The 15,793-nt window shown below is 64.7% G+C and carries 10 protein-coding genes; 2 read left to right on the top strand and 8 right to left on the bottom strand.

All coding sequences use genetic code 11. The annotated features are described in order from the left end of the window. Nucleotides 1–99: 99 nt before the first annotated feature. The 4 genes from MnOB_RS02760 to MnOB_RS02745 all read right to left on the bottom strand — a co-directional run bounded on the left by MnOB_RS02760 (nucleotide 100) and on the right by MnOB_RS02745 (nucleotide 9,164). Nucleotides 100–1,599 (bottom strand): efflux transporter outer membrane subunit, encoded by a 1,500-nt coding sequence (locus MnOB_RS02760; RefSeq protein ID WP_077521777.1) that lies wholly within the window; start codon nucleotides 1,597–1,599, stop codon nucleotides 100–102. After that, complete coding sequence (locus MnOB_RS02755) at nucleotides 1,596–4,703, bottom strand: multidrug efflux RND transporter permease subunit (protein ID WP_077521775.1); 3,108 nt, start codon at nucleotides 4,701–4,703, stop codon at nucleotides 1,596–1,598. Before MnOB_RS02755 ends, MnOB_RS02760 begins: the two co-directional genes overlap by 4 nt. 103 nt (nucleotides 4,704–4,806) lie before the next feature. Next, nucleotides 4,807–7,899: an MdtB/MuxB family multidrug efflux RND transporter permease subunit gene (locus tag MnOB_RS02750; protein ID WP_077521773.1), complete on the bottom strand. Its 3,093-nt coding sequence runs from the start codon at nucleotides 7,897–7,899 to the stop codon at nucleotides 4,807–4,809. Next, complete coding sequence (locus MnOB_RS02745; protein ID WP_077521771.1) at nucleotides 7,896–9,164, bottom strand: MdtA/MuxA family multidrug efflux RND transporter periplasmic adaptor subunit; 1,269 nt, start codon at nucleotides 9,162–9,164, stop codon at nucleotides 7,896–7,898. The genes MnOB_RS02750 and MnOB_RS02745 overlap by 4 nt, the downstream gene beginning before the upstream one ends. A gap of 169 nt (nucleotides 9,165–9,333) precedes the next feature. Here MnOB_RS02745 and MnOB_RS02740 point away from each other — a divergent pair, with 169 nt between their 5' ends. Together MnOB_RS02740 and MnOB_RS02735 are read left to right on the top strand one after the other, a co-directional pair. After that, nucleotides 9,334–10,767 carry a TldD/PmbA family protein gene (locus MnOB_RS02740; protein ID WP_077521769.1) on the top strand — a complete coding sequence of 478 codons (1,434 nt, stop codon included), beginning with the start codon at nucleotides 9,334–9,336 and terminating at the stop codon, nucleotides 10,765–10,767. Further along, entirely contained in the window at nucleotides 10,767–12,095 is a 1,329-nt protein-coding gene (locus tag MnOB_RS02735; RefSeq protein ID WP_077521767.1) for a TldD/PmbA family protein, read from the top strand. Before MnOB_RS02740 ends, MnOB_RS02735 begins: the two co-directional genes overlap by 1 nt. Nucleotides 12,096–12,483: 388 nt before the next feature. Here MnOB_RS02735 and tpx read toward each other — a convergent pair whose 3' ends face one another. The 4 genes from tpx to MnOB_RS02715 form a co-directional block, all read right to left on the bottom strand. Beyond that, a complete protein-coding gene (gene tpx, locus MnOB_RS02730) occupies nucleotides 12,484–12,981 on the bottom strand; it encodes a thiol peroxidase (RefSeq protein WP_077521765.1) in 498 nt (165 codons plus the stop codon). Between the two features lie 283 nt (nucleotides 12,982–13,264). Beyond that, complete coding sequence (lspA, locus tag MnOB_RS02725; protein WP_234358191.1) at nucleotides 13,265–13,723, bottom strand: signal peptidase II; 459 nt, start codon at nucleotides 13,721–13,723, stop codon at nucleotides 13,265–13,267. A 224-nt stretch (nucleotides 13,724–13,947) separates the two neighbouring features. Then, nucleotides 13,948–14,379: a PaaI family thioesterase gene (locus MnOB_RS02720; protein ID WP_077521761.1), complete on the bottom strand. Its 432-nt coding sequence runs from the start codon at nucleotides 14,377–14,379 to the stop codon at nucleotides 13,948–13,950. A gap of 104 nt (nucleotides 14,380–14,483) precedes the next feature. Next, the gene (locus MnOB_RS02715; RefSeq protein ID WP_077521759.1) at nucleotides 14,484–15,713 is read right to left on the bottom strand and encodes an acyl-CoA dehydrogenase family protein; all 1,230 of its coding nucleotides are present in this window, start codon (nucleotides 15,711–15,713) and stop codon (nucleotides 14,484–14,486) included. Between the last annotated feature and the right edge of the window lie 80 nt (nucleotides 15,714–15,793).

The following is a 15,793-nucleotide window of genomic DNA, read 5'->3' as shown; positions in this document are numbered from 1 at the left end:
AGCTGGCCAGGATTGCCTTTGCCTTGATGACCAGCCAACAGCCGTATCGGCCCCAGGTCGGCACGGCTGATTGACATGGAATCTCCCACAGAAAAGCGATTACGGAGTCGCTTCGGAGTCCGAATCCACCTGCTCCAACTGCCCCTGGTCCCATCCACCACCCAGCGCGGCGATGAGCTGGACGCTGGTGGTCAGGCGGGTGCCCATCAGGGTCAGGACCGTGCGTTCGTTGCTGAGGGCGGTGGCCTGGTTGGTGACCACACTGTTGTAGTCCACGGTGCCGGCCCGGTACTGGTTGGTGATCAGGCGCAGCGCCTCGCGGGCGGCGTCGAGGGCTTCCTGCTGCACGCCGCTCTCCTCTTCCAGGACGTCGAGCTGGACCATGTAGTCCTCGGCTTCGCGGAAGCTGTCCAGCACAGTCTGGCGGTAGGTCGCGACGGTCTGGTCGTAGCTGGCTTCGGCCTGCGCCACCTGGGAACGGATCAGGCCGCCGTCGAACAGGGTCATGGCGAATTCCGGGCCAATGGACCAGAAACGGTTCGGCGTGGTGATCCAGTCGTGCAGGCTTCCGCTGCGATAACCACCCGCGGCGGTCAGGCTGAGGCTGGGGAAGTAGGCGGACTTGGCCACGCCGATCTGGGCGTTGGCGGCCATCATGTTGCGCTCGGCGGAGGCGACGTCAGGGCGACGCTCCAGCAATTGCGACGGTAGCAGCGTGGGCACGTTCGGCAGGGTCGGCACGCTGTCTACCTCGGCCAGGCTGAACTCCGCCGGCGGCACGCCGATCAGCACGGCGATGGCGTTCTCCAGTTGCGCGCGCTGGTATTTGAGGTCGATGGCCTGAGCTTCGGTGCTCTTCAGCTGGGTGGTGGCCTGGGCCACGTCGGCACGGGTGACGATGCCGGCCCTGTACTGGTTCTGGGTCAGGGTCAGGGCCCGCTGGTAGCCAGCGATGGTGGCTTCCAGCAGGCGCTTCTGGGCATCCAGCACGCGCAGTTGCAGGTAGTTCTGCGCCAGCTCCGATTGCAGGCTGAGGCGCGCGGCGGCGAGGTCGGCGGCACTGGCCTGCATGCTGGCGGTGTCGGACTCCAGCTGGCGGCGCAGCTTGCCCCAAAGGTCGATCTCCCAGTTCACCCCTAGGCTCGCGTCGTAGCTCTTGGACACGCCGCCACCGCCAGAGCTGGTAACGGTGGAGCCGTCGGCCAGACGCACGGTGCTGTCACCACCGCCCTGCCCCGAACGGGTCTTGCCGGCGTTGGCCGTCACCGACGGGAAGAAGGACGCACGGGCGCCACGGGCCAGCGCCTGCGCCTGGCGGTATTGGGCGATGGATTGGGCCAGGGTCTGGTTGGAGGTTTCCAGACGCTGCTGTAGGTCATTGAGGGTGGCGTCGCCGTAAAGCTCCCACCAGCGGCCACGGTGTTCGAGGTCGGCCGGGCTGGCCAGGGACCAGCCCTCGGCATGCTTGAACTGCACGGGCACGCTCTGTTCCGGACGCTTGTAGTCCGGGCCGATGGCGCAGCCACCGAGCAACAGGCCGGCAAGCGCCAGGACCATCGCACGACGCAGGGGTTTCAGGGAATGAGCGGCGGTGTTCATAGCGGTGTTTCCAGAGCGGCGTCAGTGCGCACGCCACGCCAGCGATTGAAGCGATGGCGCAGACGGTCGAGGTAGAGGTAGACCACGGGGGTCGTGTAGAGGGTCAGCAGTTGGCTCAGCACCAGGCCGCCAATGATGGCCACACCCAGAGGCTGGCGCATTTCCGCGCCCTCCGTGCCGCCGATAAGCAGCGGTACGGCGCCGAGAATGGCGGCGATGGTGGTCATCAGGATCGGCCGCAGACGCAGCAGGCAGGCCTGGCGAATGGACTCGTCCGGGCTCATGCCTTCCTGGCGTTCGAGTTGCAGGGCGAGGTCGATCATCATGATGGCGTTCTTCTTCACCACGCCGATCAGCAGGAACAGCCCCAACAGCGAGATCAGGCTGAACTCGCCGCCGGTGAGCAGGATCGCCAGCAGCGCGCCCACGCCCGCCGACGGCAGCGTCGAGAGAATGGTCAGCGGGTGGACATAGCTCTCGTAGAGGATGCCGAGCACCAGGTACACCAGCACCAGGGCGGCGAGGATCATCCACGGCTGGTTCTGCTGGGTGCTCTGGAAGGCATCGGCACTGCCGCCCATGCGCGCGATCACCGAACTGGGCAGGCCGATGGCGGCCACCGCCTTCTCGATGGCCACGGTGGCCTTGTCCAGACTGACGCCGGGTGCCAGGTCGAAGGCAATGCTCTCCGAGGCGAACTGGCCTTCGTGGTTGACGCGGTCTTCTTCCAGGCTGCGCTCGTAGCGGGCGAAGCTGGACAACGGCACGCGCTGGCCATCGGCGGTGACCAACTGGACCTGCTTGAGGGTTTCCGGGTCCTGGGCGTACTTCGGGTTGACCTCCATCACCACCTGGTACTGGTTCAGGGTGTCGTAGATGGTGGATATCTGCCGCTGGCTGTAGGCGTTGTTAAGCGCGGTGGTGACCATGGACATGTCGATGCCCAGACGCTTGGCGGTGTCGCGATCCACTTGCAGGGTGACCTGCTGGGCACCCTCCCCTTCGTTGGCGTCGATGGCGGTGAGTTCCGGCAACCCCTTGAGTGCGGCGGTGACTTTCGGCGCCCAGGTGCGCAGCTCGGACAGCTCGCCGCTCTGCAACACGTACTCGTACTGCGAGCTGCGCTGCTCGCGGCCACCACCGAACTGCAGGTCCTGGTCGGCCATCAGCATCAGCCGGCCGCCGGGCACCTTGGGCAGGTCGGCGCGCAGGCGTTCGATCACCTTCTGCGCCGATGCCTTGCGCTCGGCGATGGGCTTCAGGCGGACGATCATGAAGGCGTTGTTGATGCCGCCACTTCCGCCGATGAAGCCGGCCACGCTCTCCACCGCCGGGTCCTTGAGGACGGCGCGGCGGAAGATTTCCATCTTCGGCTGCATCACGGTGAAGGACAGGCCGTCGTCGCCACGGATGAAGCCGATCAGTTGGCCGGTGTCCTGCTGCGGCAGGAAGGTCTTGGGCACCAGCACGTAGAGGGCGATGTTGCAGCCGATGGTCAGCAGCAGGCTGGCCAGGGTCAGACGCGGATGGCGCAGGGCAACGCTCAGGGTCCGGTCATAGATACCGACCATGCGCGTATGCAGCGACTCGCTCCAGCGTTGCAGGCGGCTGTCCTTGTCCGGCACGTGGGGCTTCAGCCAGCGTGCGCAGAGCATCGGTGTCAGGGTCAGGGACACCAGCAGCGATACGAGGATGGCCACCGCCAGCGTCAGGGAGAACTCGCGGAACAAGCGGTCGATGATGCCGCCCATGAACAGGATGGAAACGAACACCGCCACCAGCGAGAGGTTCATCGACAGCAGGGTGAAGCCGACTTCGCGGGTGCCCTGCAAGGCTGCCTTGAACGGCGCCATGCCGTCGTTGATGTGCCGTGAGATGTTCTCCAGCACCACGATGGCGTCGTCCACCACCAGGCCAGCGGCGAGGATCAGCGCCATCAGCGACAGCACGTTGAGCGAGAAACCCATCAGGTACATCACGGCGAAGGTGCCCACCAGCGACACCGGCACCGCCAGCGCGGGAATCAGCGAGGCGCGCAGGTTGCCGAGGAACAGGTAGACCACAAGGATCACCAGGGCCACGGCAATCAGCAGGGTGCGCTCAGCTTCGTGCAGGGTGGCGCGGATCACCGGCGAGCGGTCCATGGCCAGGTCCAGCTTGACGCTGGCCGGCAGCACCGCCTGCAACGCGGGCAGTTGCTGCTTGATGCTTTCGATGGTCTCGATAATGTTGGCGCCCGCCTGGCGGTTGATCACCAGCAACACGGCCGAGTCGTCGTTGAAGAAGCCGCTGTTGTAGCGGTCTTCCACCGCGTCACGGACCTTGGCCACATCGCCCAGGCGCAGCGCGGCGCCGTCCTGGTAGCGGAGGATCAGCGGCGCGTAGTCGGCAGCCTTCTCCAGCTGGTCGTTGGCACCTACCTGCCAGTGACGGCCGGCATCTTCCACGGAGCCCTTGGGCCTGCGCTGGTTGGCGGCGGCAATGGTGCTGCGCACATCGTCCAGCGCGATGCCGTACTGGGTCAGCAGTTGCGGCTCCAGCTCCACCCTCACGGCCGGCAGCGAGCTGCCGCCGATCTGCACCTCGCCCACGCCCTTAACCTGGGACAGGCTCTGGGCCAGGATGGTGGAGGCCATGTCGTAGAGCTCACCCTTCTCCTTCACGTCGGAGGTCAGCGACAGGACCATGATCGGAGCCTGGGACGGGTTGACCTTCTTGTAGGTGGGCATGCTGCGCATACCGCTGGGCAGCAGGTTGCGCGAGGCGTTGATGGCCGCCTGCACATCGCGGGCGGCGCCATTGATGTCCCGGTCCAGGTCGAACTGCACGATGATCCGCGTCGAGCCCTGGCTGGTGCGGCTGGTCATCTGATTGATGCCGGCGATGGTGCCCAGCGACCGCTCCAGCGGCGTAGTGACGCTGGACGCCATGATCTCCGGGCTGGCGCCGGGCAGGCTGGCCTGCACGGTGATCACCGGGAAGTCCATCTGCGGCAGCGGCGACACCGGCAGCAGGCCGAAACTGACGCTGCCCAGCAGCAGGATCGCCAGGCTCAGCAGCATGGTGGCGACTGGGCGATGGATGAAGGGGGCGGAGAGGTTCACAACTGGACCTCCGCGCGGAGCAAGAGCGCCCTCTCCCCCAGCCCCTCTCCCGCAAGCGGGCGAGGGGAGACAAGCGGTGCCAGGGAGCTGTCTATCTGCGGGCTCACGCTTGCACCCCCGCCGCGCTGCGGCCGGTGAAGCGGCGGGCCAGGCGGTCGAAGGCCAGGTAGATCACCGGGGTGGTGAACAGGGTCAGCACCTGGGACAGCAGCAGGCCGCCCACCATCACCAGGCCCAGGGGCTGGCGCAATTCGGCGCCAGAGCCGGTGGCGAGCATCAGTGGGATGGCGCCGAACAGGGCCGCCAGCGTCGTCATCAGGATCGGCCGGAAACGCAGCAGCGCCGCCTGGTAGATCGCATCCTCGGGGGTCATGCCCTGGTGCCGCTCCGCCTCCAGGGCGAAGTCGATCATCATGATGGCGTTCTTCTTCACGATGCCGATCAGCAGGATGATGCCGATGATCGCGATCAGGCCCAAGTCGTTGCCGGTCAGCAGCAGCGCCAGCAAGGCGCCGACGCCCGCCGATGGCAGTGTGGAGAGGATGGTCACCGGGTGGATGTAGCTCTCGTAGAGCACGCCCAGCACGATGTACATGGTCACCACCGCCGCCAGGATCAGCAGCAGCGTGCTCGACAGCGAGGCCTGGAAGGCCGCCGCTGCGCCCTGGAAGCGGGTCTGGATGCCTTCGGGCATGCCGATGTCCTGCTGCACCCGTTCGATCACCGCCACCGCCTCGCCCAGGGCGACGCCCGGCGTCAGGTTGAAGGACAGGGTCACGGCCGGGAACTGACCGATATGGTTGACCGCCAGTTGCGTCTGGCGCTCTTCCACCTTGGCCAGCGCCGAGAGCGGGACCTGGGTGCCGCCGCTGGTGACGACATGTATCTGCTGCAGCGCCTGCGGGCCGATCATTTCGCCGGCAGCGGACTCCAGCACCACGCGGTACTGGCTGGACTGGGTGAAGATCGTGGAAATCTGCCGCTGGCCGAAGGCGTCATAGAGCGCGTCGGTGATGGCGGAGATTTCCACGCCCAGGCGCCCGGCCATGTCGCGGTCGATATTCACGTACACCTGGAGGCCCTTGTCCTGGAGGTCGCTGGCCACGTCCGACAATTCCGGCTGCTGGCGCAGGGCGTCCACCAGTTTGCCGGTCCACTCGTTGAGCAGGTCGGCGTCCGGGGATTCCATGCTGAACTGGAACTGGGTGCGGCTGACCCGGTCCTCGATGGTCAGATCCTGCACGGGCTGCAGGTAAAGGCGGATGTCGCTCTGCTTGTCCAGCTCGGGCTGCAGGCGTTGGATCACCTCGCTGGCGGTCACGTCGCGATCGCCGTGGGATTTGAGGTTGATCAGCATGCGGCCGCTGTTGAGGGTGACGTTGTCGCCGTCGACGCCGATGTAGGACGTCAGGCTGGCCACCGCCGGATCCTTGAGAATCAGCGCGGCGAGCTTCTGCTGGCGTTCGCTCATGGAGCGGAAGGACACCGATTGCGGCGCCTCGGTGATGCCCTGGATGACGCCGGTGTCCTGCACCGGGAAGAAGCCCTTGGGCACGGCAAGGTAGAGCAGCACGGTCAGCACCAGGGTGCCGACGGCCACCAACAGGGTCAGGCCCTGGTGACGGAGCACCCAGGTCAGGCCACGGCCGTATTGTTCGATCATGCCCTCGATGAAATCGCCGCTGGCCTTGTAGAAGCCACCCTCCTCCTCTTTCTTCTCCCGCTTGAGCAGGCGCGCGCACATCATCGGCGTCAGGGTCAGGGACACCACCAGCGAGATCAGGATTGCCACCGCCAGGGTGATGGCGAACTCGCGGAACAGCCGGCCCACCACATCCGCCATGAACAACAGCGGGATCAGTACGGCGATCAGCGAGAAGGTCAGGGAGATCAGGGTGAAGCCGATCTGCTTCGCGCCCTTGAGCGCGGCGTTGAGCGGCGTCTCGCCCTCCTCCAGGTGGCGGGCGATGTTCTCCAGCATGACGATGGCGTCGTCCACCACGAAGCCGGTGGCGATGGTCAGCGCCATCAGCGTCAGGTTGTTGATGGAAAACCCGGCCAGGTACATCACCGCGAAGGTGCCCACCAGGGACAGCGGCACGGCGATGGACGGAATGATGGTGGCACTCATCCGGCGCAGGAACAGGAAGGTCACCATCACCACCAGGGCGATGGCGAGGAACAGCTCGTGCCGTACGTCAGTGATGGCCGCGCGGATGGTCTGGGTGCGGTCGGTGAGGACGACCACATCGATGCCTGCCGGCAGGTTGGCGGTGATCGACGGCAGCAGCGCCTGGATGCGATCCACCACCTCGATCACGTTGGCGCCCGGCTGGCGCTGGATGTTCAGCAGCACCGCCTCGTTCTGGTTGGCCCAGGCAGCCAGGCGCTCGTTCTCGGCGCCGTCGACGATGCTGGCGACATCCTTCAGGCGCAGGGCGGCGCCGTTGTTGTAGGCAAGGATGAGGTTGGCGTACTCGTCGGCGGACTTCAGCTGGTCGTTCGCATCCAGCATGGAAACGCGGGTCGGGCCGTCGAAGTTGCCCTTGGGCTGGTTGACGTTGGAAGCGCTCACCAGGCTGCGCACGTCCGACAGGTTCAGGCCGTTGGCCGCCAGGGCCTCGGGATTGACGCGAATACGCACCGCCTGACGCTGGCCGCCGGCGATGCTGACCATGCCCACGCCGCTGATCTGCGCCAGTTTCTGCGCCATCCGGGTGTCCACCAGGGTATGCAGCCTGGGCAGCGGCATGGTCTTCGAGCTGATGGCCAGGGTCAGGACCGGAGTATCAGCCGGGTTGACCTTGTTGTAGACCGGCGGCGCCGGCAGGTCGTTGGGCAGCAGATTGGTGGCCGCGTTGATGGCCGCCTGCACCTCCTGCTCGGCCACGTCCAGGTTTATCTCCAGGCTGAAGCGCAAGGTGATGACCGAGGCCCCGCCGGAGCTGGTGGAAGACATCTGGGTCAGCCCCGGCATCTGCCCGAACTGGCGCTCCAGGGGCGCGGTGACGGCGCTGGTCATCACGTCCGGGCTGGCGCCTGGATAGAGGGTCAGGACGCGGATGGTCGGGTAATCCACCTCGGGCAGCGCGGAAACCGGCAGCAGGCGGTAGGCGATCAGGCCGGCGAGGAGGATCGCCAGCATGCTCAGCGTGGTGGCGACCGGCCGCAGGATGAACAGGCGAGAGAGGTTCATACGCCGCCTTTCGTATCCTGGCCTTCAGGCTTGGCGCCCTGCAGCTGTTCGGTGGGTTGCGCCGGAACCTCGTCGGCGTCGTGCACCACTTCCACATCGCTGCCGTCGCGCAGGCGGTCGGTACCTTCCAGCACCACGCGCTCACCCGGTTTCAGGCCGCTCTTGACCACAGTGCGCTCGCCATCGTCCGGCCCGGTCTCCAGCTTGCGGATCTTGACCTTCTTCTCACCGTCCATCACGTAGGCGAAGGTACCCTGGCTGCCGAACTGCACGGCGGCCGTGGGGATCAGCACTGCTTGCGGCAGCAACTCGGCGCGCAGGCGGACATTGACGAACTGGTTGGGGAAGAGGACTTCGTCGTCGTTGGCGAAACGCGCCTTGAGCTTCAGGGTGCCGGTAGTGGTATCGATCTGGTTGTCCAGGCTCTGCAGCACGCCTTCCGCCTGCTTGACCTTGTCACCACGGTCCCAGGCCTCCACCACCAGGGGCTGGCCAGCGCGGAAGCGGCCGACCACTTCCGGCAACTGGCTCTCGGGCAGGGTGAAGGCGACGCTGATGGGCTTGGTTTGGGTAATGACTACCAGCGGCGTGGTGTCGCCGCTGGTGACCAGGTTGCCGAGGTCCACCTGGCGCAGGCCGAGTCGGCCCGAAATGGGCGCGCGCACCTGGGTGAAACCGAGGTTCAGCCTGGCCGAGGCAACGGCCGCCTCGTCGGTCTTGATAGTACCGCGGTACTGCGCCACCAGCGCGTCCTGGGTGTCCAGGGTCTGTTTGGCGATGCTGTCCTCGGCATACAGGCCCTTGTAGCGGGCCAGGTCGATCTCGGCGTTCTTCAGTTGCGCGCGGTTCTGCGCCAGTGTGCCTTCAGCCTGTTGCAGGGCGACCTGGTAGGGACGCGGGTCGATCACCGCGAGCAGGTCGCCGGCCTTGACCTGCTGGCCCTCTTCGAACTGCAGTTTGACCAGTTCACCATCGACGCGACCGCGCACGTTCACCGTGTTCAACGCCGTAACGGTGCCAAGGGCCTTGAGGTACACCGGAAAATCGCCCTGGGTGATGGTGGCGACCCGTACCGGTACCGGTCCCGAGAAGGCACCGAAACCGGGGCGCCCCGCTCCCCCTCGGCCATTCTGGTGGCCGGACTTGGAGGCGGCTTCCGGCCAGAGCCACCAGATCAGGACCAGCAGCGCCAACAGCGCGACGGCGATGACGAGCCAGTTACGGAGGGAACGGGAATTCGGGGATTTCTCAGTGATCGGGGACATGATTCGAGTCGAGGTATGCGAGAGCGTGAACGATAAGCAGTTGAAAGCAGAAGGCAAAGTGGATTTACCGGCTATTTACCTAGGCCTGACGCAGCGAACTATCCTTAATGACCTGCAATTAACCTGTTTTTGCGGTCACAACTGATATCACCGGGCCAGGGAGAGTTCCGTGTTCGAATGTTTCAGGCAGCGTTTTGCTGCCCTCAAGACCCGCGCCGACGTTCACTCCTTGCGCATCGTCCGCCAGCGTTCCGAACAGGCGATGGTGCGTCGTGGCGTCGCCGAACCACCGACCCTTGGCATGGACATGGGGGCGATGCTCAGCGTGCGCGTCGCCGGCGTGGAGGCCTATGCCGCCACCGCTGACCTCAGCCCCGCCGGGCTGCAACGGGCGCTGGACAAGGCCGAGGAGCTGGCCCGGCAGATCGCCCGCTACGCCCTGGTAGACCAGAGCCGGCTCGCGGCGCCGCATAGCAGCGCGGACTATCGGTCCCCCGGACTGGAGCAGCCCTTCCCCAGCCTCGCCGAGCGACTGGAACTGCTGGCCGAAGAATCGGCACGGATTCCCGCTGACCCACGCCTGGTCAACTGGAACCTCTACCTCGACAGCCAGCGCCACGAGCAGCTCTACCTCAACAGCGCCGGCGCCGAGCAATGGCAGGACCTGCGCTTCACCTACCCCGGCATCAGCGTCACCGCCTTCGACGGCAGCGACAGCCAGACCCGCAGCTTCGGTGGCTACGGCAGTGGACAGCAGGGCGGCACCGAGGTGCTGCAGCGCCTGGGCTTCGGCGGCGCCGCCGCGCGCGTTGCGGACGAAGCCCTGCAATTGCTGATGGCGCCCAACACCCCCAGCGAAATCACCGACCTCCTGCTGATGCCGGACCAGATGATGCTGCAGATCCACGAGTCCATCGGCCACCCGCTGGAGCTGGACCGCATCCTCGGAGACGAACGCAACTACGCCGGTACCAGCTTCATAGAACTTTCGGACTTCGGCCGTTATCAGTACGGGTCGCCGCTGCTGAACATCAGCTTCGATCCCGGCATCCCGGAAGAGCTGGCCAGTTACAGCCATGACGACGATGGCCAGCCGGCACGCAAGGAAATTCTCATCAAGGATGGCAAGCTGCTGCGCCCGCTCGGCGGTGCCCTGTCGCAGCAACGCAGCGGCCTACCGGGCGTGGCGAACAGCCGGGCGAGCAGCTGGAATCGCGCCCCCATCGACCGCATGGCCAATCTCAACCTGGAGCCGGGCGACCAGAGCCTGGCCCAGCTCATCGGCGGCATCGAGCGCGGCGTGCTGATGAGCACCAATCGCTCCTGGTCCATCGACGACGCCCGCAACAAGTTCCAGTTCGGCTGCGAATGGGGCCGGCTGATCGAGGATGGCGAACTCCGCGGTGTGGTGAAGAACCCCAACTATCGCGGGATTTCCGCGCAGTTCTGGCGCAATCTCGCCGCCGTGGGCGATGCCAGAACCTTCGAGGTCCATGGCACACCCTACTGCGGCAAGGGCGAGCCCAACCAGGTGGTGCGCGTGGGCCACGCCTCGCCCGCATGCGTCTTCAGACAAGTGGAAGTCTTTGGAGGAGTCCAGTGATGGCCGACGCAGAATCCCGCTTCACCGCCCTGGCCGAAAGCCTGAAGGCCAACCTGCAGGCCGGCGAGGACTTCAGCCTCTGGTATAGCGCCGAGGAGTCCGAGTTCATTCGCTTCAACCGCGCCCAGGTGCGCCAGGCCGGACATGTGACCCAGGGCAGCGGACGCCTGCGGCTGATCCGTGACGATCGCAGCGCGGAGATCGCCATCGCCCTTTCCGGCGACCTGGACAGCGACCGCCAGCACCTGGCCGAGGGTCTCGTGCAGTTGCGCCTGGTGATCTGCCAGCTGCAGCCGGACCCTTACCTGCAACTGGAACGCTCCGCCTGGCATCGTCGCTCGGTGGACGAGGCTGCCCTACCCGACAGCGCCAGCGTGCTGGCCGGGATCAACGAAGCGGCCAACGGCCTCGATCTGGTGGGCATCTACGCTGCCGGCCCGTTGTACCGGGGCTTCGCCAACAGCTTCGGCGCCTACGGCTGGCATACCGCGCATTGTTTCAACTTCGACTGGAGCCTGTTCCACGCCAATCACCAGGCGGTGAAGGCCGATTACGCCGGCGCACGCTGGGATGCCGATGAATTCGCCAACCGCTTCGACAATGCCCGCCGGCAACTGGAGTACCTGGGTAGGCCAGTACGTCACCTGCACCCCGGCGACTACCGCGCCTACCTGGCCCCGGCAGCCCTGGACGAAGTGCTGGGCATGCTCTCCTGGACCGGTTTTTCCGCCCGCGCCCTGGCCAACAAGGAAAGCCCCTTGCAGCGCCTGCAGGATGGCAGCGCCCACTTGAGCCCCCTGCTCAATCTGGACGAACAGGTAGCCGGCGCCCTCGCCCCGGCCTTCGGCCCGGAGGGCGCCCCGCGCAGCGATGTGCCGCTGGTGCGCGATGGCAAGCTGACCGGGCAACTGGTCTATCCCCGTAGCGCGCGGGAGTACGGTCTGCAAGCCAACTGCGCCGACGCCAACGAAGCCACCCAGTCACTGGTGATGGGCGCTGGCACGCTTCCCCTGGACAACGTGCTGGAGCGCCTGGGCAACGGCCTCTATATCGGCAACCTCTGGTACCTGAACTGGTCCGACCTGCCGGCCGCACGCATGACCGGCATGACCCGCTTCGCCACTTTCTGGGTAGAAGACGGCCAGATCCAGGCGCCGGTGGACACCATGCGTTTCGATGACAGCCTGTTCAACCTGCTTGGCGACCAGTTGGAAGAGCTGACCCAGGAGCGCCAGTTGCGGCTGTCCAGCAGCACCTACGGCGAGCGCCAGACCTGGTCGGCCCTGCTGCCAGGTGCGTTGGTTGGGAAGTTGAAGTTGACCTTGTGAGTGCGTTTGGGAGAACGAGCGGAACGGACGCTACCCTCACCCCAACCCCGCTCTGCGCCCCGGCCAGATCGCTTCGCGCTCAGGCGTTCATCGGCAACGGAAGCAGTGCTTCCAAAAGCATGCCTCTTCACCCCAGAGGGAGAGGGAGCTGTCCGTGCACAGCCCCGTAGGATGGGTTGAGGCACGAAACCCATCAATCAACAGCATGGGTATCGCTCCGCTCCACCCATCCTACGAACTGCGAAGGAGATGATCGGTAGGGTGCGCCGTGCGCACCGGGAGCTGCCGGCAGAAGGCGCGGTGCGCGCAGCGCACCCTACGGGGGCTCCCCGTAAAACGGAAAATAAAAAGGGAGGCCATTGGCCTCCCTTCTTCATTCCAGCGTGCCTTACAGGGCAGCGATGGCAGCTGCGTAGTTCGGCTCGTCGGCGATTTCGCCCACCAGCTCGCTGTGCAGCACTTTGTCGTTCTCGTCCAGCACTACCACGGCGCGGGCGGCAATGCCGGCCAGCGGGCCGCTGGCGATAGCAACACCGTAGTCCTTGAGGAAGCTGGCACCGCGCATGGTGGACAGGTTCACCACGTTCTCCAGACCCTCGGCGCCGCAGAAGCGCTTCTGGGCGAACGGCAGGTCGGCGGAGATGCACAGCACTACAGTGTTCGGCAGCTTGCTGGCTTCGACGTTGAACTTGCGCACGGAGGTGGCGCAAGTCGGGGTATCGATGCTCGGGAAAATGTTCAGCACCTTGCGCTTGCCGCTCAGGCTGGCCAGGGTCACGTCGGCCAGGTCGCCGCCGACCAGGCTGAATGCCGGAGCCTGCTGGCCTTGCTGAGGCAGCTGGCCATCGACGTTGATCGGGTTGCCCTTCAGGGTTACTTGAGCCATTGCAAAAGTCCTTGTTTGAGGTGGTGTTGTAGGAAAACGCTGAGTTAACCACGAGCCAGGAAGATTGTCCTGACTTTCGAGTCAGCCAGCGTCGGAAAATCCTTCTGGATGCTAGCGCATTCAATTCCACGGATGAGCGCGGCGGCGCGGTACTCCGTCGGTCAGCCCTGGCTCGCGATGGCCAGGGCCAGCTGCATGTCGCTCAGCGTGGATTGCCGGCAGTGACGCCGCGCGATCAACAGCGCGCTTGCTCGGTTCATGTCATCGGTTCCAGGGCAGAACATCACCCTTGCGCGGGGGTTTCATTGCTCTTCAAGGACCCCAGCAGCACCATCAGGGCGCCGACGTTGATCGCGACATCGGCAATGTTGAAATTGGGAAAGCCCCGCCCTTGCCAATGGAGCAGAACGAAATCGATGACATGCCCGAAGGCGACTCGATCGATCAGGTTGCCGGCGGCACCGCCAAGCACCAGGGCCAGACCGAGGACGTGGACAAATCGGTCATTGGACTGCCTGATGATCCACACCAGAATTGCCACGATGACACCCAGGGCGATGGCGGCGAACAGAATGCGCTGCCAGCCACCCGCATCACCCAGCATTCCAAAGGCAGCACCTGTGTTGTAGGAGAGCTGGAGATCGAAGAAAGGAAGAACAGCTACCGCGCGACCGAACTCCAATGACGCATCGGCCATGTACTTCGTCAGCTGATCAACGACGATCACAATCAGTGAAACCAACAGAAAACCCGATTTCGACCACACCCTGGAAACCAACTCCGCATCTCCCTTCTCACCCCGGCTTAGCAGGGCTTTACCATAAGAAATCCCTTCAATACGCCTGCCCGTCGGCAACAGCGTGGATCGGCGGGACTGGCACTATACACGCCCGCAACGGGTGACCCTCATCGACGGAATCCCGGCCTGCCGCGACGAGGCAGTGGCCTCGGCCGACTGAGCCGCGTTCAAGACTTCGGCCAAAGCACCATCTGGGTACAACGGAACAAGGCAAGCTTCTGACCGGAGGCTTCGTCCGTCACCACCGCATCCCAGACCTGAGTGGTCCTTCCGAGATGCTGCGCGCGCGCCTCACAGCGCAGAGCACCCTTTCTGAGCGTCCCCAGATGATTGCTCTTCAGCTCGATCGTGGTGAAGGAAAGCGCGCCATCCGGCAGATGAGCCATGGTGGCGTAGCCGCAGGTCGTGTCCGCCAGGGCGACGATGGTTGCCGCATGCAGATAGCCATTTGGCGCGAGATACGCGGGCTGGATCGTCATTCGACTGTTCAGCGCCCCCTCTGCCAGCTCGGTCATTTCCACGCCGAACAAACCGGGAAGACACTCGCTGCCAAGGAGGTTGAACTGCTCAATGGATGCATCACTGCGGAGTCTGGTCATTTTCTTCGCTTCTCTGGAATTCGAACCAACTGGAGCACGCAGATAGCACAGGTTGTCGGCACTCCGCACCTCGCGAAACAGAGTGCCAACCGCTTCCTCGGGGACTAGCCCACTAACGCCTTCCCGAAGATCTGCCGTGCAATGACCATGCGCTGGATCTCGTTGGTGCCTTCGTAGATCTCGCTGATCTTGTTGTCCCGGTAGATCTCTTCCACCTTGTAGTGGCTGCCGTCTTCGGAAAGCTCTCGCAAGAAGCCATAGCCGCCGAAGATCTGCACGCCATCGCGCGCCATGTCCCCGGCCGCCTCGGTGGCGTAGAACTTGGCCATTCCCGCTTCCGGTTCAGGAAACTCGACGCCCTGGTCCATCCGCAAGGCGGCCTTGATGTAGAGATTGCGCGCGTTCTCAATCTGCGTTGCGCGCTCCGCCATGCGGAACTGCCAATGCTGGAACGCGCCAAGCTTCTTGCCGAACGCCTCCCGGCTAACGAGATGCGCTGTCGAATGGTCGAAAGCCGATTGCGCCATGCCGACTCCGGTCGCGGCAATGCCAATCCGCCCGAAGGTCAGGGTCGCCAGCGCCAGTCGCAACCCTTGGTTCGGCTCACCGATCCGCCGCTCGACCGGAACCTCCACATCGCTGAAATGCACATCGGCGGTCAGCTGCCCGCGGTTTCCCATTTTCCGATCGGGCTTGCCGATCCGCACGCCGGGCTGGTTGGTCTCCACCACCAGTTCGACCATGCCGTCTTCCTCGCTGCGACAGAGCACGACGATGAAATCGGCAACCGGCGAATTACTGATGAAGCGCTTTTGCCCGTTGATGATGTAGCGATCCCCGTCACGCCGGGCGAAGGTCGAAACGGCCTTGGGCGACAGGTCGGTGCTGGCCAACGGCTCGGTAGTGGCAAAGGCGCCGATCTTGTCACCATTGATCAGCGGCTTGAGATACCGATCCCGGATAAAGTCACTCCCCCTTTCCAGGGTCCGGCCGGCCAGGATGCAGTGCACGTCGAACACGGCGGCAATCGAGTTGCTGTGGTAGGCCAGTTCCTCACAGACGGTGGCCGTCGCCAGCACCCGGTGCTCAAGGCCACGGCCGCCATCACGCGCGGCGAACGGAATCCTGAATATGCCCTGGCGGGCCATCGCATCGAACACATCACGCGGAAAGCTCTCCACGCTCTCATCGCGATGCGCAATCTCATAGGCGCGAGGCGCAACGAACTCGTCGGCGAATGCGCGGACCTCTCTGCGGATCTCGCGCACCACCTCGGAGGACATCAAGTCGTGATAAAGCTCATCGGCCATTCGCTTGGGAAGCATTGCCATCATTCACCTGTCTGGGCTGGGTTGATCGATGGCGTCGAGTCTAAGGAGCGCTTTTGCTCTAGTGGATTGGCGAATTTGACAGT

It is taken from the genome of Metapseudomonas resinovorans (genome assembly GCF_002003485.1).
In the GTDB taxonomy this organism is placed as follows: Bacteria; Pseudomonadota; Gammaproteobacteria; order Pseudomonadales; family Pseudomonadaceae; genus Metapseudomonas; species Metapseudomonas resinovorans_D.
Note: the sequence above shows the minus strand (reverse complement) of the source record. Positions and strands in the feature narration are given on the sequence as shown.

Bases quoted from the DNA above. Each gene is read 5' to 3' on its own strand.
- MnOB_RS02735 (WP_077521767.1), top strand. From the start codon at position 10,767: ATGGCCGACGCAGAATCCCGCTTCACCGCCCTGGCCGAAAGCCTGAAG.
- MnOB_RS02750 (WP_077521773.1), bottom strand. From the start codon at position 7,899: ATGAACCTCTCTCGCCTGTTCATCCTGCGGCCGGTCGCCACCACGCTG.
- MnOB_RS02720 (WP_077521761.1), bottom strand. From the start codon at position 14,379: ATGACCAGACTCCGCAGTGATGCATCCATTGAGCAGTTCAACCTCCTT.
- MnOB_RS02715 (WP_077521759.1), bottom strand. From the start codon at position 15,713: ATGATGGCAATGCTTCCCAAGCGAATGGCCGATGAGCTTTATCACGAC.
- MnOB_RS02745 (WP_077521771.1), bottom strand. From the start codon at position 9,164: ATGTCCCCGATCACTGAGAAATCCCCGAATTCCCGTTCCCTCCGTAAC.
- MnOB_RS02760 (WP_077521777.1), bottom strand. From the start codon at position 1,599: ATGAACACCGCCGCTCATTCCCTGAAACCCCTGCGTCGTGCGATGGTC.
- tpx (WP_077521765.1), bottom strand. From the start codon at position 12,981: ATGGCTCAAGTAACCCTGAAGGGCAACCCGATCAACGTCGATGGCCAG.